General features: G+C 72.3%; 18 protein-coding genes. 12 read left to right on the top strand and 6 right to left on the bottom strand.

Features of this window, described 5'->3' with window-relative positions:
- The first annotated feature begins 4 nt into the window (after window positions 1-4).
- A complete protein-coding gene (locus tag SERN_RS05180) occupies window positions 5-1,480 on the top strand; it encodes a CCA tRNA nucleotidyltransferase (RefSeq protein ID WP_135849096.1) in 1,476 nt (491 codons plus the stop codon).
- Between the two features lie 264 nt (window positions 1,481-1,744).
- On the opposite strand, the gene SERN_RS05175 is transcribed toward SERN_RS05180, so the two are convergent.
- Entirely contained in the window at window positions 1,745-2,839 is a 1,095-nt protein-coding gene (locus SERN_RS05175; RefSeq protein ID WP_135849095.1) for an inositol-3-phosphate synthase, read from the bottom strand.
- A gap of 37 nt (window positions 2,840-2,876) precedes the next feature.
- A complete protein-coding gene (locus SERN_RS05170) occupies window positions 2,877-3,506 on the bottom strand; it encodes a PadR family transcriptional regulator (RefSeq protein WP_135849094.1) in 630 nt (209 codons plus the stop codon).
- A gap of 299 nt (window positions 3,507-3,805) precedes the next feature.
- Here SERN_RS05170 and SERN_RS05165 point away from each other — a divergent pair, with 299 nt between their 5' ends.
- The 6 genes from SERN_RS05165 (at window position 3,806) to SERN_RS05140 (ending at window position 9,441) form a co-directional block, all read left to right on the top strand.
- On the top strand, window positions 3,806-6,253 hold the full coding sequence (locus SERN_RS05165; RefSeq protein WP_135849093.1) for a penicillin-binding protein: 2,448 nt from the start codon (window positions 3,806-3,808) through the stop codon (window positions 6,251-6,253).
- 202 nt (window positions 6,254-6,455) lie between these two features.
- On the top strand, window positions 6,456-6,746 hold the full coding sequence (gene rpsF / locus SERN_RS05160; protein ID WP_135849092.1) for a 30S ribosomal protein S6: 291 nt from the start codon (window positions 6,456-6,458) through the stop codon (window positions 6,744-6,746).
- Between the two features lie 47 nt (window positions 6,747-6,793).
- On the top strand, window positions 6,794-7,366 hold the full coding sequence (locus SERN_RS05155) for a single-stranded DNA-binding protein (protein ID WP_135849091.1): 573 nt from the start codon (window positions 6,794-6,796) through the stop codon (window positions 7,364-7,366).
- Window positions 7,367-7,421: 55 nt separating this feature from the next.
- The gene (gene rpsR, locus SERN_RS05150) at window positions 7,422-7,661 is read left to right on the top strand and encodes a 30S ribosomal protein S18 (RefSeq protein ID WP_135849090.1); all 240 of its coding nucleotides are present in this window, start codon (window positions 7,422-7,424) and stop codon (window positions 7,659-7,661) included.
- Between the two features lie 13 nt (window positions 7,662-7,674).
- A complete protein-coding gene (gene rplI / locus SERN_RS05145) occupies window positions 7,675-8,130 on the top strand; it encodes a 50S ribosomal protein L9 (protein WP_135849089.1) in 456 nt (151 codons plus the stop codon).
- Window positions 8,131-8,496: 366 nt separating this feature from the next.
- Window positions 8,497-9,441 (top strand): PDDEXK family nuclease, encoded by a 945-nt coding sequence (locus SERN_RS05140; protein ID WP_135849088.1) that lies wholly within the window; start codon window positions 8,497-8,499, stop codon window positions 9,439-9,441.
- A 130-nt stretch (window positions 9,442-9,571) separates the two neighbouring features.
- On the opposite strand, the gene SERN_RS05135 is transcribed toward SERN_RS05140, so the two are convergent.
- The 3 genes from SERN_RS05135 to SERN_RS05125 all read right to left on the bottom strand — a co-directional run bounded on the left by SERN_RS05135 (window position 9,572) and on the right by SERN_RS05125 (window position 14,487).
- Window positions 9,572-12,112, bottom strand: coding sequence for an FtsX-like permease family protein (locus SERN_RS05135; RefSeq protein ID WP_135849087.1), 2,541 nt, complete (start codon window positions 12,110-12,112; stop codon window positions 9,572-9,574).
- A complete protein-coding gene (locus tag SERN_RS05130) occupies window positions 12,112-13,026 on the bottom strand; it encodes an ABC transporter ATP-binding protein (protein WP_135849086.1) in 915 nt (304 codons plus the stop codon). The genes SERN_RS05135 and SERN_RS05130 overlap by 1 nt, the downstream gene beginning before the upstream one ends.
- Before the next feature lie 120 nt (window positions 13,027-13,146).
- A complete protein-coding gene (locus SERN_RS05125; protein WP_135849085.1) occupies window positions 13,147-14,487 on the bottom strand; it encodes an MATE family efflux transporter in 1,341 nt (446 codons plus the stop codon).
- 446 nt (window positions 14,488-14,933) lie between these two features.
- Here SERN_RS05125 and dnaB point away from each other — a divergent pair, with 446 nt between their 5' ends.
- Window positions 14,934-16,295 carry a replicative DNA helicase gene (dnaB, locus tag SERN_RS05120; protein ID WP_408640864.1) on the top strand — a complete coding sequence of 454 codons (1,362 nt, stop codon included), beginning with the start codon at window positions 14,934-14,936 and terminating at the stop codon, window positions 16,293-16,295.
- A 7-nt stretch (window positions 16,296-16,302) separates the two neighbouring features.
- On the opposite strand, the gene SERN_RS05115 is transcribed toward dnaB, so the two are convergent.
- Complete coding sequence (locus tag SERN_RS05115; protein WP_199241516.1) at window positions 16,303-16,815, bottom strand: DUF427 domain-containing protein; 513 nt, start codon at window positions 16,813-16,815, stop codon at window positions 16,303-16,305.
- Window positions 16,816-16,868: 53 nt separating this feature from the next.
- On the opposite strand from SERN_RS05115, the gene SERN_RS05110 reads away from it, so the two are divergent.
- The 4 genes from SERN_RS05110 to SERN_RS05095 all read left to right on the top strand — a co-directional run bounded on the left by SERN_RS05110 (window position 16,869) and on the right by SERN_RS05095 (window position 20,494).
- A complete protein-coding gene (locus SERN_RS05110) occupies window positions 16,869-17,408 on the top strand; it encodes a YaeQ family protein (RefSeq protein WP_135849765.1) in 540 nt (179 codons plus the stop codon).
- An 89-nt stretch (window positions 17,409-17,497) separates the two neighbouring features.
- Window positions 17,498-18,961: a protein adenylyltransferase SelO gene (locus SERN_RS05105; RefSeq protein ID WP_135849083.1), complete on the top strand. Its 1,464-nt coding sequence runs from the start codon at window positions 17,498-17,500 to the stop codon at window positions 18,959-18,961.
- An 82-nt stretch (window positions 18,962-19,043) separates the two neighbouring features.
- Window positions 19,044-19,709 carry a peptidylprolyl isomerase gene (locus tag SERN_RS05100; protein ID WP_135849082.1) on the top strand — a complete coding sequence of 222 codons (666 nt, stop codon included), beginning with the start codon at window positions 19,044-19,046 and terminating at the stop codon, window positions 19,707-19,709.
- Between the two features lie 119 nt (window positions 19,710-19,828).
- Entirely contained in the window at window positions 19,829-20,494 is a 666-nt protein-coding gene (locus SERN_RS05095; protein ID WP_135849081.1) for a vitamin K epoxide reductase family protein, read from the top strand.
- The last annotated feature ends 181 nt before the right edge of the window (window positions 20,495-20,675 follow it).

Raw genomic sequence — 20,675 nt, 5'->3', positions numbered from 1 at the left:
GACCATGCAGGCTCTCCCCTCCTCCGACACCACCCCGGCGTCCCTCATGCGCACCGCCCTGTCCGTGCTGTCCACGATCGCCGCCGAGACCGATCCGCTCGGTTCGATGTTCGCCGACGCCGGCCACGAGCTCGCCCTCGTCGGGGGTCCGGTGCGTGACGCGTTCCTCGGCCGTCGCAGCGCCGACCTGGACTTCGCGACCAGCGCGCGACCCGACGAGACGCACGCGATCCTGACGGCGTGGGGCGATGCGACGTGGGACGTGGGGCGGGAGTTCGGGACGATCGCGGCTCGGCGGGGCGACGTCGTCGTGGAGATCACGACCTACCGCACCGAGGAGTACGACGTCGGCTCGCGCAAGCCGGTCGTGGCGTTCGGCAGCGACCTCGAGGGCGACCTGTCCCGGCGGGACTTCCGGGTCAACGCGATGGCGGTGCGGCTGCCGGACCTGACGTTCGTCGACCCGTTCCACGGCCTCACCGACCTGGCCGCGGGCGTGCTGAACACCCCGGCCTCGCCGCAGCAGTCCTTCGACGACGACCCGCTGCGCATCCTGCGCGCGGCGCGCTTCGCCGCGCAGCTGGGGCTCGACGTCGACCCGGGCGTGATGGCCGCGATGACGGAGTACGCGCCGCGCCTCGCGATCGTCTCGGCCGAGCGGGTGCAGGCCGAGCTGGTCAAGACGATGGTGGCGGCGGCGCCGCGGCGCGGGATCGAGCTGCTCGTGGAGACGGGGGTGGCCGATGTCGTGCTGCCGGAGGTCCCCGCGATGCGGCTCGAGATCGACGAGCACCACCGGCACAAGGACGTCTACTCCCACTCCCTCACGGTCCTCGACCAGGCGATCGCGCTGGAGTCGGGGCCGGACGGACCCGTGCCCGGGCCCGACCTGGTGCTGCGGCTCGCGGCGCTCCTGCACGACGTCGGCAAGCCGGACACGCGCCGCAACGAGCCCGGCGGACGCGTCTCCTTCCACCACCACGAGATCGTGGGCGCCAAGCTCGCGCGGCGCCGGATGAAGGCGCTGAAGTTCGACAAGGCGACGACGGTCGCGGTCTGCGACCTGATCGCGCTGCACCTGCGGTTCCACGGCTACGGCGAGGCCGGCTGGACCGATTCGGCGGTGCGCCGCTACGTGACCGACGCCGGTCCGCTCCTCGAGCGGCTGCACCGGCTCACGCGCGCCGACTGCACCACGCGCAACCGCGCCAAGGCCGACCGGCTCTCGCACGCCTACGACGACCTGGAGCAGCGGATCGCGGAGCTGCGTGATCAGGAGGAGATCGACGCGATCCGGCCCGACCTGGACGGTTCGCAGATCATGGCGATCCTCGGGATCCCGCCGGGGCGCGAGGTGGGGGCGGCGTACAAGCACCTCCTGGGGCTGCGGATGGAGGAGGGGCCGCTGGGCGCGGAGCGCGCCGAGGCGGAGCTGCGGGCGTGGTGGGCGGCGCGGGGCGCCGAGGCCGACGCCGGGTGAGGTCGGCGGGCCGGAGCGCCGGTCCTCCGACCTGTCGCGCTGCTCGCTGTGCACGGGTGGTCGTCGGCGCGCTCCCCTGTGCACCGGTGGCCGCCACCGCGGCCCGAGGCGACCACGCGTGCACAGCGAGCGGCTCCGACCACGCGCGCGCCCGGGACCCGGCCGGACGGCCGCGCCGCCCCGGGGCGCCGTCGCCGGGCGCACGAACGGCCCGGCCCCCCGAGGGGAGCCGGGCCGTTCGGAAGCGATCAGCCGATCAGGTGCTCAGCGCTCGACCTCGCCGGCGATGAAGGCCTCGAGGCGCTGACGCGCCGCGGTGTCCTCGATCTGCTCCGGCGGGGACTTCATGAAGTACGCGGACGCCGAGGTGATCGGGCCACCGACCTTGCGGTCCATGGCGATCTTCGCGGCGCGCACGGCGTCGATGATGACACCGGCCGAGTTCGGCGAGTCCCAGACCTCGAGCTTGTACTCCATGTTGATGGGGGCGTCGCCGAACGCGCGACCCTCCATGCGGACGTAGGCCCACTTGCGGTCGTCGAGCCACGCGACGTAGTCCGACGGGCCGATGTGGACGTTGCGGTCCTCGGTCTTGCCGGCGAAGGAGGCCTGCGTCAGGTTCGACGTGACGGCCTGGGTCTTGGAGATCTTCTTCGACTCGAGGCGGTCGCGCTCGAGCATGTTCTTGAAGTCCATGTTGCCGCCGACGTTCAGCTGGTACGTGCGGTCCAGGATGACGCCGCGGTCCTCGAACAGGCGGGCGAGCACGCGGTGCGTGATGGTCGCGCCGACCTGGGACTTGATGTCGTCACCGACGATCGGCACACCGGCCGCCGTGAACTTGTCGGCCCACTCGGGCGTGCCGGCGATGAAGACGGGCAGCGCGTTGACGAAGCCGACACCGGCGTCGATCGCGGCCTGCGCGTAGTGCTTCGCGGCGTCCTCGGACCCGACGGGGAGGTAGCAGACGAGCACGTCGGCCTTGGTCTCGCGCAGCACGGCGACGACGTCGACAGGCTCGTCCGTGGACTCCTCGATGGTCTCGCGGTAGTACTTGCCGAGGCCGTCCAGGGTCGGACCACGCTGGACCTGCACGCCGGTGGGCGGCACGTCGGCGATCTTGATCGTGTTGTTCTCGCTGGCGACGATGGCGGCCGAGAGGTCCTGGCCGACCTTCTTCGCGTCGACGTCGAACGCGGCGACGAACTCGAGGTCACCCACGTGGTACTCGCCGAACTGCACGTGCATGAGGCCGGGCACCTTGCTGCTCGGGTCGGCGTCCTTGTAGTACTCGACGCCCTGCACGAGCGAGCTCGCGCAGTTCCCGACGCCGGCGATCGCGACGCGGATGGAACTCATGGGTTCTCCTTCTGGGGGGTGGATCCGGGGTGAACGATCACGCCGGGGGGTCCGCCGCGGCCGGGGGCCGCGCGGTGGTCGGTGCGGGTGACGCAGGTGGTGCAGCGGGCGGGGACGCGGTGGCGGCACGCTCGACGGCGATGAGTCCCTCGAGCCAGCCCACCTCCTTGTCCAGGAGCTCCAGGCCGTGGCGCTGGAGCTCGGCGGTGTAGCTGTCGCGGCGCTCGCGGTTCTTCACCGCAGCGGTGCGCGTGGCCTCGCGGCGCTCGAGCACCCGGGTGCGTCGGCCCTCGAGGATCCACAGCCGTGTCTGGGGGTCCGTGTCCGTGAACATCGAGAACCGGACGTCGAACACGTCGTCGTCCCACGCGGCCGGATCGCTCGCGGTGAGCGTCTGCGCCAGGTGCTCCTTGCCGGCCGCGGTCAGCTCGTAGCTCACGCGCGACCGCTTGCTCGCGAGCGCGTGCGGGAGCTCGGCCGTGTGCGCGGAGGTGATCCAGCCGAGCGCCTCCAGCGCCCGCAACCGCGGGTACAGCGAGCCGAACGACAGCGAGCGGAACATCCCGAGCGTGGCGGCGAGGCGCTTGCGCAGCTCGTAGCCGTGCAGCGGACCGCTGGCCAGACGGCCGAGGATGGCGAGGTCGAGCACGTCGCTGCGCTTGCGCATGGCGGCTCCTCCTCCTCCGGCTCCTCGGTCGTCCTCGGTGGACGACGTGTCGGATCGACAGTGCGATTCGATGTATCGCATTGATACATCGAGCAGAGTGGCAAGTCAACGAACCGCCGTGAGATCCGCCGACGGCGTGACGCGGGTCACGCCGTCGCCGCGACCCCCGCGAAGGGAATGTGCCGATGTCGTGAACCGGGCCGCCGGGGCCTGCGGGCCGCCGCGGCCCGTCGCCATACTGGGACGTCCGCGACCTCACGCCCGTCCCGCGGACCCCGTGCAATCAGGAGGCGCGCCCCGTGGCAGCCAGCAAGCCCCCGTCCAGGAAGCCCGTCAGCAGCTCGACGCGTTCGTCGTCGACCCGTCCGAAGGCCTCCGGCTCGAGCGGCACGTCGTCGCGCCGTCGCAAGCCCGTCCGCAAGAAGGGGTGGAACTACCCTCGCGCCGGGCTCGGCCCGGTGCGCCGCTGGCTCCCGAGCTGGCGCGTGCTGCTGGCGACCTTCGCGACCGGGGTCGGCGTCGTCGTCGGCCTGCTCGCCGTCGCCTACGCGACGACGGACGTCCCGGCCGCCGACGAGCTCGCCGTCGCCGAGGGCTCGACGATCTACTTCTCCGACGGCACGACGCCGATCGGCGAGATCGCCGAGGTCAACCGAACCATCGTCGACACGACCGCGCTGCCCGCCTACGTGGGCGACGCAGTCGTCGCCTCCGAGGACCGGCGCTTCTACTCCAACTCGGGCATCGACCCGATCGGCATCGCCCGCGCGCTGTGGAACAACCTGCGCGGCGGCGACCGGCAGGGCGCTTCCACCCTCACGCAGCAGTACGTCGAGAACTACTACCTGGGGCGCACGACCGACTACGTCGGCAAGTTCCGCGAGGCGATCCTGGCGGTCAAGGTGGAGCAGGAGCTCGACAAGTCGCAGATCCTCGACGCCTACATGAACACGATCTACTACGGCCGCGGTGCGTACGGCGTCGAGGCCGCCGCGCAGGCGTACTTCGGCAAGGGTGCCGCCGACCTGACCCTGTCGGAGTCCGCGATGCTCGCGGGTGTCATCCCGGCACCGAGCGCGTGGGACCCGGCCGTCTCGCCCGACCAGGCCGAGCTGCGGTGGAACCGCACGCTCGACTTCATGCTGGCCGACGGCATGATCACGGCCGACGAGCGCGCCGCGCAGACGTTCCCCGCCGTCGTGGAGAACGCCCGCCCCGACACCTACGCCGGCACGAACGGCTACCTGCTGCAGATGGCGGTGGCCGAGCTCACCGGCGGCGAGAACCCGGTCTACAGCGAGGACGAGCTGAACCGTCTCGGGCTGCAGGTGGTAACGACGTTCGACGTCGGGATGCAGGCCGCCGCCGTCGAGACCATCGAGGGCGACCTGCCCGACGACCACGCCGAGGGGCTGCGCGCGACGCTGGTCTCGATCGATCCGGCGACCGGTGGGATCAAGGCGCTGTACGGCGGGCGCGACTACCTCACGGAGTCGCTCAACCGCGCGACGCAGGCGGTCTACCAGGGCGGTTCGACCTTCAAGCCGTTCGCGCTGGTCGCGGCTCTCGAGCAGGGCATCTCGCTCGACGAGACCTACGAGAGCTACACGGGCATGGACGTGGAGGCGGACGGTCAGGTCTACACCGTCAACAACTACGACCGCCGCGACCGCGGGCGCATCGACCTGGTCGAGGCGACGGCCGACTCGGTCAACTCCACCTACGTCCAGCTCAACCGCGACATCAGCGAGGACGGGCAGGTGGGTCAGACCCTCATCGACACGGCGGTGCGGCTCGGGCTGCCGGCCGACACCACCGGCCTCGTGCCGGTCATCTCCAACGTGCTCGGCAACGCCTCGCCGCACGCCGTCGACATGGCCACCGTGTTCGCGACGTTCGCGGCGCAGGGCGAGAAGCACCCCACGCACGTCATCGACCGGGTGCTGCAGGACGGCGTGATCGTCCACCAGGGACCGACGACGGGCGAGCGCGTCATCTCCGAGCAGGTCGCCGCGGACGCCACGTACGCCATGACCCAGGTGGTCGAGCGCGGGTCGGGGGAGACGGCGAGCGAGCTCGGCCGCCCCGCCGCCGGCAAGACAGGCTCGTCCAACGACTACAAGGGCGTCTCGTTCGCGGGGTACGTGCCGCAGCTGGCGACCGTCGTCGCGATGTACCAGACGGGTCCGGACGGGACGGAGGACCCGATCACGCCGTTCGGCGGCTACAGCGTGGTCGCGGGCGGCACCGTGCCGACGGATCTGTGGACGAGCTACATGACGAAGGCCACGGAGGGCATGGAGGTCCTCGACTTCCCGGCGCGGAGCGCCCCCACCCGTCCGACGGCGACGCCGACCCCGACCGAGACGACGCCCGAGCAGGTCGACCTCCCGGCCGTGGCCGGACTGAGCGAGGGCGATGCGCGCGCCGCGCTCGAGGCCGCGGGCTTCGCCGTGACGACGTCGCAGGAGTCGTCCGACGACGTCGCCGCCGGTCTCGTGATCCGCAGCGAGCCGGGCTCCGGTCAGGCCGCCGTCGGGTCGAGCGTGACCCTCGTGATCTCGACCGGCCCCGAGCCGACGCAGGAGCCGACCGAGGAGCCGACGCAGGAGCCGACCGAGGAGCCGACGCAGGAGCCGACGACGCCGGCACCCACGCCGTCGCCGACCCCCGCGCCGACCCCGACGCCGGCCCCGACGCAGCAGCCGGCTCCCGTCCCGACGCCGGCGCCCTCGCCGACGTCCTGAGCGGTGTCGTGATCGGCGTCGTGCCAGGCGTCGACGGGCGTCCACAGGCGCTTGCGAGGGCGCCGAGGGGCCGTCCGCACTGCTAAGATCGGACGTCCGCGTGCTTCCACCCCGACCCGGGGTGTCCGTGCACGGACGAACGCATCACCCTCCTGTCACGGAAAGTCCGTGACCGCCCAGACCAGAGGAGGTGGGTATCTACATGCGTCAGTACGAGTTGATGTTGATCCTCGACCCCGAGGTTGACGAGCGCACCGTCGCTCCGTCGCTCGACAAGTTCCTTTCCGTGATCACGACTGGTGGTGGCTCCGTCGACAAGGTCGACATCTGGGGCAAGCGCCGCCTGGCGTTCGAGATCTCCAAGAAGGCCGAAGGCATCTACGCCGTCGTCAACATGACGGCGACGCCGGCCCTCGCCCAGGAGCTCGACCGCCAGCTCGGCCTCAACGAGGCCATCCTGCGCACCAAGCTGCTGCGTCCCGACGCTCACTGAGCCTCGTCCACCCGCACGTCTGACTCTTCACACCTCCAGGAGCATCCATGGCAGGCGAGACCGTCATCACCGTGATCGGCAACCTCACGGCTGACCCCGAGCTGCGCTTCACGCCCAGCGGCGCGGCAGTCGCGAACTTCACCGTCGCGTCCACGCCCCGCACGTTCGACCGCCAGACCAACGAGTGGAAGGACAGCGACACGCTGTTCATGCGCTGCTCGATCTGGCGCGAGGCCGCGGAGAACGTGGCGGAGTCCCTCACCAAGGGAACCCGCGTGGTGGTCACGGGTCGTCTGGTCCAGCGCTCCTACGAGACCCGCGAGGGTGAGAAGCGCACCGTCGTCGAGCTGCAGGTCGACGAGGTCGGCCCTTCGCTCCGCTACGCCTCGGCCAAGGTCACGCGCTCGCAGCGCGGTGGCGGCGGCGGTGGCTTCAGCGGTGGCGGAGGCGGCGGCAACGGCGGTGGCGGCTTCTCCGGTGGGGGAAGCAGCAGCGGCGGTGGCAGCGGCTACGGCGAGCAGTCGGGAGGTTCCCGGGGCGGCGCGAGCAGCAGCTCGAGCACCGACGACCCGTGGGCCTCGGGTGGCTCCAGCTCCTACCCGGACGAGCCCCCGTTCTAGACATCACCGCCTGGCGGCCCGCGCGGCCGCCGGCGATCACTGAAGGAGAAAACTCATGGCGAAGCCTGTCCTTCGCAAGCCGAAGAAGAAGGTCAGCCCGCTCAAGAGCGTCAAGCTCGAGGGTGCGGTCGACTACAAGGACACCGTCCTGCTGCGCAAGTTCATCTCGGACCGCGGCAAGATCCGCGCCCGTCGCGTGACCGGTGTCTCCGTGCAGGACCAGCGCAAGATCGCCCGGGCCGTGAAGAACGCCCGCGAGATGGCTCTGCTCCCCTACTCGAGCTCCGCTCGCTGAGAAGGGTAGAACCATGGCAAAGCTGATCCTCACGCACGAGGTCACCGGTCTCGGTGCCCCCGGCGACATCGTCGAGGTCAAGGACGGGTACGCCCGTAACTTCCTCGTTCCCCGCGGTCTGGCCACCGGCTGGTCCAAGGGTGCCGCCAAGGAGGTCGAGGCCATCCGTGCCGCGCGCGCCAAGCGTGCGCACGCCACGGTCGAGGCCGCGTCCTCCGTCCGCGACTCGCTCGAGTCGAAGACGTTCTCGGTCCCCGCGCGCTCCGGCGCCGGCGGCCGTCTCTTCGGTGCGGTCACCACCAAGGACATCGCGGACGCCGTCAAGGCCGCCGGTGGCCCGTCGGTCGACCGTCGCAAGATCGAGGCCAAGGGTCACATCAAGACCCTGGGCAAGCACCAGGTCGTCGTGCACCTGCACGACGAGGTCACCGCGAAGCTGACCGTGGAGGTCGTCGCCTCCGACGTGTGAGCGTCGCGGAGGTCGGCCACGCGGCCGGCGCGCTGATCGACGGAACGGCCCGGGTCCTCACGGACCCGGGCCGTTCCGCATCCCCCACCCCCACCCCCACCCCCACCCCCATCCCGCCGAGAACGGCAGGTGCGGCTCAAGGGTCCGCTTCGAGCCGCCCCCACCGTTCTCACCGCGGCGCCGCGGCATCGAGAACGGCAGGTGCGGCCGGGAGGGCCGCGTTCAGCCGCACCCACCGTTCTGGGTCCGGCATCCTGGCGCGGTTGGCGGCGCGTGAACTGTCCCCAGCCGTCGTCGCAGTCGCGGCGAGTCGCGCTGGGACCCCTCGGGGTGTCGGCACGATCCTCGATCCGATGGACTGCGGTGGTGCGACGACTCACTCCCCTCAACCCCGAGCTCGCCCGGCTGGCGAGCGCGCAGCGTGGGTTCCTCACCGTGGCGCAGTGCCGCAACCATGGACTCGACCACCGTGGAGTCGCCCGCCGGATCGCGTCGGGCTGGGTCCGGGTGGACGAGGTCGTGCTCGACACCACACCCGACGTCGGCTCCGATCCGCAGGTGCGTCGGCTCCGCGACGTCGAGCGCGCGCTGCTTCGGGCGGGTCCCGGGGCTGTCGCCGTCGGACTCGGATCCCTCGCCCTGCGCGGTTGCTGGGGGCTTCCCCACCGCTTCGACGCCAAGGCCGTGCGTCGCACGGGAACCGACGCGCGTGGGAGCGCGCAGCACGCCGTGGGCAGGACGGAGATCGTCGGTGGTCGTCGGGTGCCGAGCGTGCCGGAGGCGCTGATCCAGTCGTTGCCGCACCTGGATCGGCTGCACCTCGTCGCGATGCTCGACTGGGCTCTCCACACCGGTTGCCTCGCCAGCGTCGACGAGCTGCTGAGTCTGTCGCGGGGACGTAGGGGAGCCCGCCGGCTGAAGGAGTGGGGTCACGAGGCGAACGGGCTCGCCGAGTCCCAGCTCGAGACCTGGGCCCGGTTGCAGTGCCACGACGCCGGACTGCCTCCTCCCGAGCTGCAGGTTGCCGTCCACGACGACGCCGGAAGACTCCTCGCGCGTGGCGACCTGGGCTGGAGGATGCCCGATGGTCGATGGCTCATCGTCGAGATCGACGGTCGATCCGTGCACGAGCGGGCGGAGGCCCTGCTGGCTGATCGGCATCGCCAGAACGCGCTGGTCGGCACCGGGCGAGTCATGATCCTGCGGTTCACCGCGGACGATCTTCGCCGGGAAGGATACGTACCCGGGGTCATTCGAGCGGCTCTTCGTGTCGCCATGGGACTCCCCGCCGGTCACTCGGCCACGGCCTGACGGGGCCGAGTCCAACCCCCGACAGCTGCACTGCAGATCCTGTCTGATCGAGAACGCTCGATGAGGCCTGAACACGCTGCTGCAGCCCCACCAACCGTTCTCGGCGGGGGGTGCGGCGGAGAGGGTCGGTCTACTCGGCGGCGAGGGCCGCCACCGGCGGGACCCGGACCGCGCCGCGGGCCGGCAGCACCGAGGCGAGCACCCCGGCGGCCACCGCCACGGCCAGCACCGCGAGCACCGCATTCCACGGGACCGACAGGCTGCCGACCGTCATGCCGGTGGTCGGGCCGAGCAGCAGCAGGCCGCCGATCCAGCCGTACACCAGGCCCAGCACCAGCCCGACGATCGCTCCGACGGCGGCCAGCAGCACACCCTCGACGGCGAGTGTCGCGCGCAGCTGACGTCGCGTCAGACCCAGCGCCCGCAGCAGCGCGTTCTCGCGGCGTCGCTCCACCACGGACAGCGAGAGCGTGTTCGCCACCCCGATGAGGGCGATCACCACGGCCACGCCCAGCAGCCCGACGACCACGGCGAGCAGCGTGTCCAGCACCTGCGTGAAGCCCGCCTTCTCGATCGCACCGCCCCCGACCTGCGGCGCCGCAGCGTCGGTCCCGGCGGTGGTGTCGCTCACGGCGTCGCGGATCGCGTCGGCGGCGTCGACCGGGTCGGCGTCGTCGGCCAGCGCGATCCACAGCGACTCCTGGGACCCGACGAGCTCCAGCTCGTCGGCCACCTGCTCGGTCACCATGATCGAGTAGTCGGGCAGACCCTCGACCAGCACGCCGTCGAACTCCTCGCCCTCACCGACCGTGCCGAGCGTCACCGGGCCGTCCTGGCTGATGAGGTAGCCGTCGGCCAGCACGGTCGACGGGTCCCAGTCGGCCGGCGCGGTCGCCAGGACCGAGCCGATCGTGGCGGGGTCGGCGACGTACACGGTCGCCGTCGTGGCGAAGCTCGCCGTCTCGACGTCGATCTGAGCGGTGCGCAGCAGCACGGTGTCCTGCACGCCGTCGACCGCCGTGATCGCGTCGATCGTCGCGGGGGACAGGTTCTCGCCGCCCACCGCCACGTCGATCGCGAACTGCGCGTCGAGCTCGCTCTCGAGCTGCTCGCGCGCCATCGCGGCACCCGTCGACATCATGGTGACGAGCGCGACGCCGACGATCAGCGCCGTCGCGGTCGACGTCGTGCGCCGCGGGTTGCGGACCGAGTTCGTCGCGGCCAGCGTGAGAGGGGCGCCACCGAGGCGGGCGACGCCGCGCCCCAGCAGCCCGGCCAGCGCCGGCACGATCGTGATGGCGGCCATCACGACGCCGACGATCGAGATCAGTCCGCCCAGCACGCCGACCGCCAGGGCCACCTCGAAGGTCCCCTCGACGCGGGACATGACCAGGGCGCCGACCATCAGCGCGAGGCCGCCACCGGTGAGGATCCACCCGAGGATCGGGCGGAGACGCCGGCTGCGCTCGCTGACGACGGCATCGACCGGACGCATCGCGGCGAGGGGAGCGACCGACGTCGCCAGACGTGCCGCGCCGCCCGCCGCGACCACCGTGACGACGACGCCCGAGAGGAGCGGAACGAGGATCGTGGCGAGGTCGACCGGGACGGTCGTCGGCGCGGGGACGCCCTCGACCCTCGCGTGGATGATCGACAGCGCGAGCTGGCCGAGGCCGAGTCCGATCAGGATGCCCGCCACGGACGCGACGACGCCGAGCACGAGCGCCTCGAGCCGCACAGATCGCCTGATCTGGGTCTTCGTGGCGCCGACGCAGCGCAGCAGCGCGAGCGTGCGGGTGCGCTGCGCGACCAGGACCGTGAAGGTGTTGGCGATGACGATGCCCGCCACGGCCATCGCGACGGCCGCGAACGCGAGGATGAGCGCCCGGAAGATCTGGATGCCGTCGGTGAAGCTGGCCGCCACGTCGCGGGCGTACTGCTCACCGGTGATGACGGTCGTGCTGTCGGTGCTCGCGACCGCGGCCGTGACGGCGTCGCCCACCGCGGCGACGTCGGCGCCGTCGTCGGTCGTGAGGGTGAGGAGGGAGTAGGTGGAGTTGCCGTCGTCGGCGCGCCAGCCCTCGAGGTCGGCGGGTGCGGCGAGCGCGGACGGCAGGCCGAACCCGAAGCCGGTCCCGTCGGACAGCAGGCCCACCAGGGTGACCTGCTCGACGGTGCGAGTCGGTTCGGCGGACGCGTCGTCGGAGTACACGGTCGAGACCAGGTCGACGGAGTCACCGAGCGCCACCCCGAGGCGGTCGGCGGTCGACGTCGGCAACGCGATCTCACCGGCAGCCTCGGGCTCGCGGCCCTCGAGCAGCGTGGTGGTGCCGAGCCGCGGGTCGGTGGCCGGTGCGTTCAGCACCAGCACCTCCTGGCCTTGCGGCGTGGCGATCTCGCGGAACACGTTGGCCGCGACCTGCACCGCGGCGACGCCGTCGATCGCCGCGAGCGCGTCGCGGTCGGAGTCCTCGAGCGCGTAGGCGCTGGAGCTGACGACGAGGTCGGGGTCACCGACCGAGGACCGGGCAGCAGCCAGGGCGGTGTCCTCGACGGCGTTCGTCGTGACGAACGTGGCCGTGATGAAGCCGGTGCCGAGCGCGATCGCGATCCCGACGGCGATGAGCTTGCCGACGTTGCGGCGCATCTGCGCCCACGTGAGACGCCACATCAGCGGGCCTCGACGGCGGGGGTCGAGCCGGCGGCGACGCCGCGCGCGGGCGTGGAGGCGGGGGAGGCGAGCGACGCCGTGCGCAGGCGGTCGAGCTCGGCCTGGACGACCTCGGGGGTGGGGTCGGCGACGTCGCCGGCGATGCGACCGTCGGCGACCAGCACGGCGCGGTCGGCGTAGGCGGCGGCCTGCGCGTCGTGCGTGACCATGACGACGGTCTGGCCCAGCTCGCGCACCGACGTGCGCAGGAACTCCAGCACCTCGGCGCCGCTGCGGGAGTCGAGGTTGCCCGTGGGCTCGTCGGCGAAGACGACGTCGGGCCGCGTGAGCAGGGCGCGCGCGATCGCGACGCGCTGCTGCTGGCCGCCGGACAGCTCGCTGGGGCGGTGGGTGAGGCGGTCGCGCAGCCCGAGCGTGGTGACGAGGCGGTCGAACCAGGCCCGCACGTCCGGGGTGACCTTGCTGCCCGCGAGCTCGAGCGGCAGCAGGATGTTCTGCTCGGCCGTGAACATCGGCAGCAGGTTGAAGGACTGGAAGACGAAGCCGACGCGCTTGCGCCGCAGCTCGGTCAGCGCGTTGTCGTCGAGCGAGGTCAGCTCGGTGTCGCCGAGGTGGACCTGGCCGGCGGTCGCGGAGTCGAGGCCGGCGAGGAGGTGGAGCAGCGTCGACTTGCCGGAGCCCGAGGCGCCCATGATCGCGGTGAACTGGCCGCGGCCGAAGGCGACGTCGACGCCGTCGAGCGCGTGGACCTGGGCGTCGCCCCGACCGTAGGTCTTGCGCAGACCGACGCCGCGGACGGCGGCCGCGGCGGCGGGGTCGGGGTGGCTGGAGGCGGGGGGCGGGCCGGGAACCCCGGCGGGCGTGCGGGTCGTGGGGGTGGGAACGGTGCTGGGCACGGGGGGAGTCTGGCTCATGCCCTCGACGCTACGGTCGGGGTCGTCCACACGGGATCGACCCGCGGTCGCGACGTCGGGTCATCCCGCGGGGGGATCGGCGGGCGACGGCGTCAGCCCGCCTCGCGCCAGCGCGCGCTGTCAGCGCGCGCCGAGCACCAGCCACCGCTGCCCGCGCGAGCGCAGGTACGTGGCCAGCCCGCGGGCGATCATGAACACGACGGCGAACGCCACCCACAGCCACACGACGGCGACCGCATCGCTGCCCGTGCCGTCGGCCGCGCGGGGAGCCACGGCCCGCACCAGCAGCACGAACGGCAGGTAGGCCACGAGGCTGACGACGCCGGCCCACGCGAGGAAGCGTCCGTCGCCTGCGCCGATGAGGACGCCGTCGAGCACGAACACGAGGCCGGCGAGCGGCATGGCGACGGCGATCACGAGGATCCCGGCGGTCGCGGCTCGCCGCACGTCGCCGTCGCCGCTGAAGACGGTCGAGAGGGGGACGGCGAGGACGGCCAGCACGACGCCGAGCGCGGCCCCCGCCCCGGCGCCCCACTGGAGCGTGCGGCGCAGGACGGCACGCGCCTGTCCGGCGTCGGCGGCCCCGAGCGCGCGCCCGACGAGGGCCTGCGCGGCGATGGCGAGCGCGTCGAGCGCGAAGGCGGCGAAGCCCCACAGCGAGTTCACGACCTGGTGCGCGGCGAGCGGGACGTCGCCGAGGGTGGCGGCCGTGGCGACGGTGACGAGGATGGCGGCGCGCAGGGTGAGGGTGCGCAGGAAGAGGGGGGCGCCGTCGCGCAGCCCCTGGCCGAGGCCGCCGAGCGAGGGCGTGAGCGGGACGCCGCGGGCGCGCGCGCCGCGGGCCACGCGCCAGGCCAGGACGCCGCCCATGGCGAGCTGGACGACGGCGGTGCCCGCGCCGGAACCGCCGATGCCCCAGCCGAAGCCGTAGATGAACAGGGCGTTGATCGCGGCGTTCGCGAGCGCGCCCACACCGGCGACGACGAGCGGTGTGCGCGTGTCGAGCATGCCGCGCAGGACGCCGGTGGCCGCCAGGACCACGAGCATGCCGGGGAGCCCGGGCAGGCTCGTGCGGAGGTAGGTGACGCCGTGCGCATGGACCTCACCGGTGCCGCCGAGCGAGGTGATCGCCCAGGGTGCGGCGAGGATGCCGGCGGCGGCGACGATCACGCCCACCACGAGTGCCAGCCACATCCCGTCGACGCCCGAGGCGATGGCGCGCCGCTCCTGACCGGCGCCGAGGAGGCGACCGACGCTCGCCGTCGTGGCGTAGGCGAGGAACACGAACAGGCCGACGGCCGTGACCAGGAGCGTGGAGGCCAGGGTCAGGCCCGCGAGCTCGGCGGTCCCGAGGTGCCCGACCATCGCGGAGTCGACGAGCACGAACAGCGGTTCGGCCACGAGCGCCCCGAGGGCGGGGACGGCGAGCGCGAGGATTCGTCGGTCGAGGTCGCGTCGCACGACGTCAGCGTGTCACGGGGGACTGACACGGGGCGTCGGCGTGTCGTGACGGCGACTTTCGGGCGCGGTGTCCCCACTGCTGTCCCCACAGGAGAAATCGTTGCTATGCCGGGGTTTCCACCCGAGTTTCCACAGGTTGTCCACACCTGTGGGGATGACGGCGGAGTGTCGTCCACATGTGCCCCCCGGGGTTGTCCCCAGCCGGTCCACAGGCTGTCCACAACCCGCCTAGATCGGCTCGCGTGTCAACTCGATCCGACGTCGTCCGCGGGCGTTATCCGCGCGCGGCGCGACGTACGGTGAGGCCGCTGAGCGAGAGTGGGTGCCGTCCTGCCCACCGCGCCCCACGCCGTCCCGGGTCTGCCTGCCGGATGTCGGTGCCCGGGTGTGGACTCGCTCCAGCACGAGGGAGAGGACCACGGGTGACCACCACCGACGACATCGACATGCGGACCATGAGCGCGCTGAACGAGCGGACGCCGCCGCAGGACGAGCGTGCCGAGCAGAGCGTGCTGGGCGGCATGATGCTCAGCAAGGACGCCGTCGCCGACGTCATCGAGGTCATCCGGTCCCAGGACTTCTACCGCCCGGCGCACGAGATGGTCTACGAGGCCGTGGTCGACCTCTACGGGCGGGGCCAGCCGACCGATGTCGTCGCCGTCGCCGACGAGCTGACCAAGCGCGGCGAGCTGAGCCGTGTCGGCGGTCACGGCTACCTGCACACGCTGATCTCCTCGGTGCCGACCGCGGCGAACGCGGGCTTCTACGCCGGGATCGTGCGCGAGCGCGCTGTGCTGCGCAAGCTCGTCGAGGCCGGGACGCGCATCGTCCAGCTCGGGTACGCGCAGGACGGCGGCGACGTCGAGGACCTGGTGAACTCGGCGCAGAGCGAGATCTACGCCGTCTCCGAGCGCCGCACCAGCGAGGACTACAAGCCGATCCGCGACATCATCGACGGCACGGTCACGGAGATCGAGCACGCCGTCTCGCGCGACGGCAACCTCGTGGGCGTCCCGACCGGCTTCGCCGAGTTCGACAAGCTGACCAACGGCCTGCACCCGGGCCAGATGATCGTGCTGGCCGCGCGACCCGCGATGGGCAAGTCGACGATGGCCCTGGACATCGTGCGGTCCGCCGCGATCAAGCACGGGCAGGCCGCCGCGATCTTCTCCCTGGAGATGAGTGCGAGCGAGATCGTCATGAGGATGATCTCGGCCGAGGCCCAGGTGCCGCTGCAGCGGCTGCGTCAGGGACCGATGGACGACAGGGACTGGCAGAAGCTCGCCTCGACGGTGAGCGCGATCTCGGACGCGCCGGTGTTCATCGACGACTCACCGAACATGTCGCTGATGGAGATCCGCGCGAAGTGCCGCCGGCTCAAGCAGCGTCACAACCTCAAGCTCGTGGTCATCGACTACCTCCAGCTGATGAGCTCGGGCAAGCGCGTGGAGTCGCGTCAGCAGGAGGTCTCGGAGTTCTCGCGGGCGATCAAGCTGCTCGCGAAGGAGCTTGAGGTCCCGGTGATCGCGGTGTCGCAGCTGAACCGTGGCGCCGAGCAGCGGACGGACAAGCGGCCGCAGGTCTCCGACCTTCGTGAGTCGGGCTCGATCGAGCAGGACGCCGACATGGTCGTCCTGCTGCACCGCGACGAGGCCTACGACCGGGAGACGCCGCGCAAGGGCGAGGCGGACTTCATCGTCGCCAAGCACCGCAACGGCCCCACCGACACGATCGTCGTGGCGTTCCAGGGTCACTACGCGCGGTTCGTGGACATGGCACCGGAGACCGGGGGCGGCGGGGCCTGGTAGGGGCGGCTCACCACCCCATGGACCCGGAGCCACCCTTGTAGGGCCCGACGACGTCGTCCGTCACCCAACCGCCGTAGAAGCCGCCGGGCTGGGGGCGGACCCGTTCGCCGTCGACGAAGCACTCCAGGGTGCGCGCGTACACGGCGACGTGGCCGGTGATCGGCACGAAGGCCGACGTGGGACGCGGGTAGTTCCATCCCTCGCTCGGCAGGACGCGCCCCTCGGGGAGCACGACGTCCCAGTAGACCGCGGCGCCCTTCCACTCGCAGACCGAACCTCGTCCGCCGGCCGGGGCGAGCACGCCGGGCGCGAAGGAGTCAGCCGGGAGGTACCAGGTCGGGGGGTGGCTGGTCTCCAGCACCCGGTAGGCGCCGCCGGTGCCGGCGAGCAGGACGTCGCCGGAACGAATCTCGACACGCTTGGTCGAGCGCTCCAGCAACGGGGGGCGCGGGTAGTCCCAGACGGACTCCTGCCCGGGTCCGGGTTCGAGACGCTGTGGATGACCTCGACGCAGTGGCATGCCCTCCATCATGCGCGGAATCACCCGTGGTCAGCAGCGTAGGCTCGCGGCTCATGGCCATCGGCGCGAGCGTGCACACCTTCGACATCGCGCTGTCGGACGTCGATCGCGGGGTCTACGACGAGCTCTCGCTGCGTCTGGCGAGGCACCCGTCCGAGACCGGCGCCTACCTCCTGACGCGCGTGCTCGCCTACTGCCTGGAGTACACCGAGGGGATCGCCTTCACCGACGGCGTCTCCGCCACGAACGAGCCGGCCGTGCTCGTGCGGGACCCCACGGGCCTGGTGACCGCCTGGATCGAGGTGGGCGCTCCCGACGCCGATCGGCTCCACAAGGCGAGCAAGCTTGCCGACCGCACCGCCGTCTACACCCACCGCGACCCCGCCAAGGTCGCCGCCCCGTGGGCAGGGAAGAAGATCCACCGTGCCCAGGACGTCGAGCTCCACAGCTTCGATCCCGGATTCGTCGAGGCCGCCGCCCTCCGCGTCGGACGGCGCAACGCGATGAGCGTCTCGGTCACCGAGCGCGAGCTCTACCTCGAGCTGAACGGTGAGACCTCGAGCTCGCCGATCCACGAGGCGCGAGCAGGCTGATCCGGCACCGACGACCAGCTCGGGGAGCCGGCCGTCCGGGTCCGCGACGGAGGCTGTCCGTCGTCGTCGACGGACGTACCCTCGATGAGGTGAGCGCCGCACCGACACCGCCGATCGTCCTGGACGGCACCTTCGCCCGGGAGCTGCCCGAGCTGGCCGTCCCGTGGCAGGCCGAGCCCGCGCCCGAGCCGCAGCTCCTCGTGCTCGACGACGCGCTGGCCGCCGAGCTCGGCCTCGACCCCGCCTGGTTCCGGAGCCCCGACGGCGTCCGCCTCCTGGTGGGCGACCTCGTCCCTGATGGCGCCACCCCCGTCGCGCAGGCCTACGCCGGGCACCAGTTCGGCGGCTACTCCCCGCGCCTGGGCGACGGCCGCGCCCTCCTGCTCGGTGAGATCGTCGATCTCGACGGCCGACGGCGGGACCTGCACCTCAAGGGCTCGGGCCGCACGCCGTTCGCCCGGGGAGGGGACGGGCTCGCCGCCGTCGGGCCGATGCTTCGCGAGGTCGTCGTCAGCCGGGCGATGCACGCCCTCGGCATCCCGACCACCCGCTCGCTCGCGGTCGTCGCGACGGGCCGACCCGTGCAGCGCGAGACGGCGCTGTCCGGCGCCGTGCTGGCCCGGGTGGCGAGCAGCCACCTGCGGGTGGGCAGCTTCCAGTACGCGCGCGCCACCGGCGACGTCGACCTGCTGCGGCGCCTGGCCGACCACGCGATCGACCGCCACCACCCCGCGGCCGCCGAGGACGCCAACCCCGCCCTCGCGCTGCTGCGAGCGGTCGTCGCCGCCCAGGCCGCGCTCGTCGCGCGGTGGATGCTCGTGGGCTTCGTGCACGGGGTCATGAACACGGACAACATGACGATCTCGGGCGAGACGATCGACTACGGACCGTGCGCGTTCATGGAGGCGTTCGACCCGGCGACCGTCTACAGCTCCATCGACGAGCGTGGGCGCTACTCCTACGGCAACCAGCCGGTGGCCGCGGAGTGGAACCTCGCCAGGCTCGCCGAGGCGCTCCTCCCCCTGATCCACGACGACCAGGAGCAGGCGGTCGCGCTCGCCACGGAGGCGCTCGGCGACTTCCGCCCCCGGTACGGGGCCGCCTGGTCGGCCGGCATGCGCGCCAAGCTCGGCCTGGGCGACGCCGTCGACGACGGCGTCCTCGGCCCCCTGGCGGACGACCTCCTGACCCAGCTGCGGTCCAGCCGCGTCGACCACACGTCGTTCTTCCGCGCGCTCGCGACCGCCGCCCGGGGCGACGGCGCGCCGGCGCGGGCCCTGGTCGTCGACGGAGCAGGGTTCGACGCGTGGGCCGAGCGCTGGCTCGCCCTGGCCCCCGACGCCGGGCTGATGGACAGGGTCAACCCGATCTACCTCCCGCGCAACCACCTCGTCGAGGAGGCGCTCGCGGCCGCCACGGACGGCGACCTCGGCCCGCTCGACCGCCTCCTCGAGGTCGTCGCCGCTCCCTACGACGAGCGCCCGGGTCTCGAGCGCTACGCGTCCCCCGCCCCGGCCGACTTCGGGGCGTACACGACCTTCTGCGGGACGTGAGCCCGGCCGGGCGAGCGCACGGCGTGCGCCAGACGTGTCGACGGCGAGCGTCGTCCGGGGGTGGCCGGATATCGTCGACGGCATGCGCTCCCGCCGACTCCTCACCGCCGCCCTCGCCACCGCCGCCCTGACGGCGCTCACCGGCTGCTCGAACGCCTCCGCCCCGGACGACACCACCCCGACGACGCCCGCCGAGGCCGGCACGTGCGAGTACGTCCCCGACGGCAACGCGGCGCGCGACGTCGACGCCCCGCCGGCCGAGCCCGAGGAGACCGGCACCGTCGCGGCCACCATCAGCACCGATGCCGGTGACATCCCCGTCGTGCTCGACGCCGACGCCGCGCCCTGCACCGTCGGCAGCTTCCTCTCGCTGGCCGACCAGGGCTACTTCGACGACACCGAGTGCCACCGGCTCACGACGCAGGGCATCTTCGTGCTCCAGTGCGGCGACCCGACGGCGACCGGCACCGGCGGCCCCGGCTACTCCTACGCCGACGAGCTCACCGGCAGCGAGACGTACCCGGCCGGCACGCTGGCGATGGCCAACGCGGGCGCCGACACCAACGGGTCGCAGTTCTTCCTCGTCTACGAGGACACGCAGCTCGCCCCCGCGTACACGGTCTTCGGTCAGATCGACCCCGCGGGTCTCGAGGTCGTGCAGACCATCGCGGCCGCGGGTGCGGCCGGCGGCGCGCCCGACGGGGCCCCCGCCGAGACCGTCACCATCGACGCCGTCACGGCCGGCTGAGGCTCGACCCACCGAGCACGCCGCGCGCTAACCTGGGAGCCCTCCCAGGGCGTGCGGCTACCGTTCGCGTCACGTTCCCGACGACGGGAGCCACCCCCGTGTTCCCCGAGGAGAAGCAGATGACGACGGCGACGGCGGAGTCCGCCACCCCCGACAGCCCCGCCGACCTCGAGCACTCCCAGGCGTGGGCGCACGGCGCCACCCCGCGCCGGTTCGCGATCGCCGTCGTGGTGCTCGCGAGCATCGGCCTCGTGGCGTCGTTCGCGCTGATGCTCGAGCGGATCGCCGTCCTGGTCGACCCCAACCACGTGCCGAGCTGCTCGTTCAACGCCCTCGTCTCGTGCACCGAGGCGATGAGCTCGGCCCAGGGAGCGCTGTTCGGGTTCCCCAACCCGCTCATCGGCGTGATGGCCTTCCCCGTGGTCGTCGCCGCCGGCGCGGCGCTCCTCGGCGGGGCTCGGCTGGCCCGCTGGTACTGGGCGGGCCTCCAGGTGGGCGTGATCCTCGCCCTCGTGTTCGTTCACTTCCTGATCTACACGAGCCTGTACCAGCTCGGCGCGCTGTGCCCCTACTGCATGGCGGTCTGGGCCGTGACGATCCCGCTGTTCGTGATGGTCACGCAGCGCAACCTGCGTCTCCTGCCGCGCGACGCGTCGTCGGGCTGGGCACGCGCCGGTCGCTGGCTGCAGGCCTACCAGGCGCCCGTCCTCGCCGCCTGGTTCCTGCTGATCGCCGCCCTGGCAGTGGTGCAGTTCTGGGACTTCTTCATCGCGCTGGTCGCCTGACTCCTGCCGGCTCCTTCATCTCGGTTGCGTCACGAAAGGCGCGACGGCCACGAAGTCCTTGCCCTCCGGGCCGCCGCGGGTGTCTAGTGGCCGAATCCGGGGCGGGACGTCGCGGTGAGACGAAGGAGTCCACATGCAGGTGGCAAGAAGGCGCGCGACAGCGCTGTTGTGCACGGCCGCG

This window comes from Serinibacter arcticus (assembly GCF_004786095.1).
In the GTDB taxonomy this organism is placed as follows: Bacteria; Actinomycetota; Actinomycetes; order Actinomycetales; family Beutenbergiaceae; genus Litorihabitans; species Litorihabitans arcticus.
Note: the sequence above shows the minus strand (reverse complement) of the source record. Positions and strands in the feature narration are given on the sequence as shown.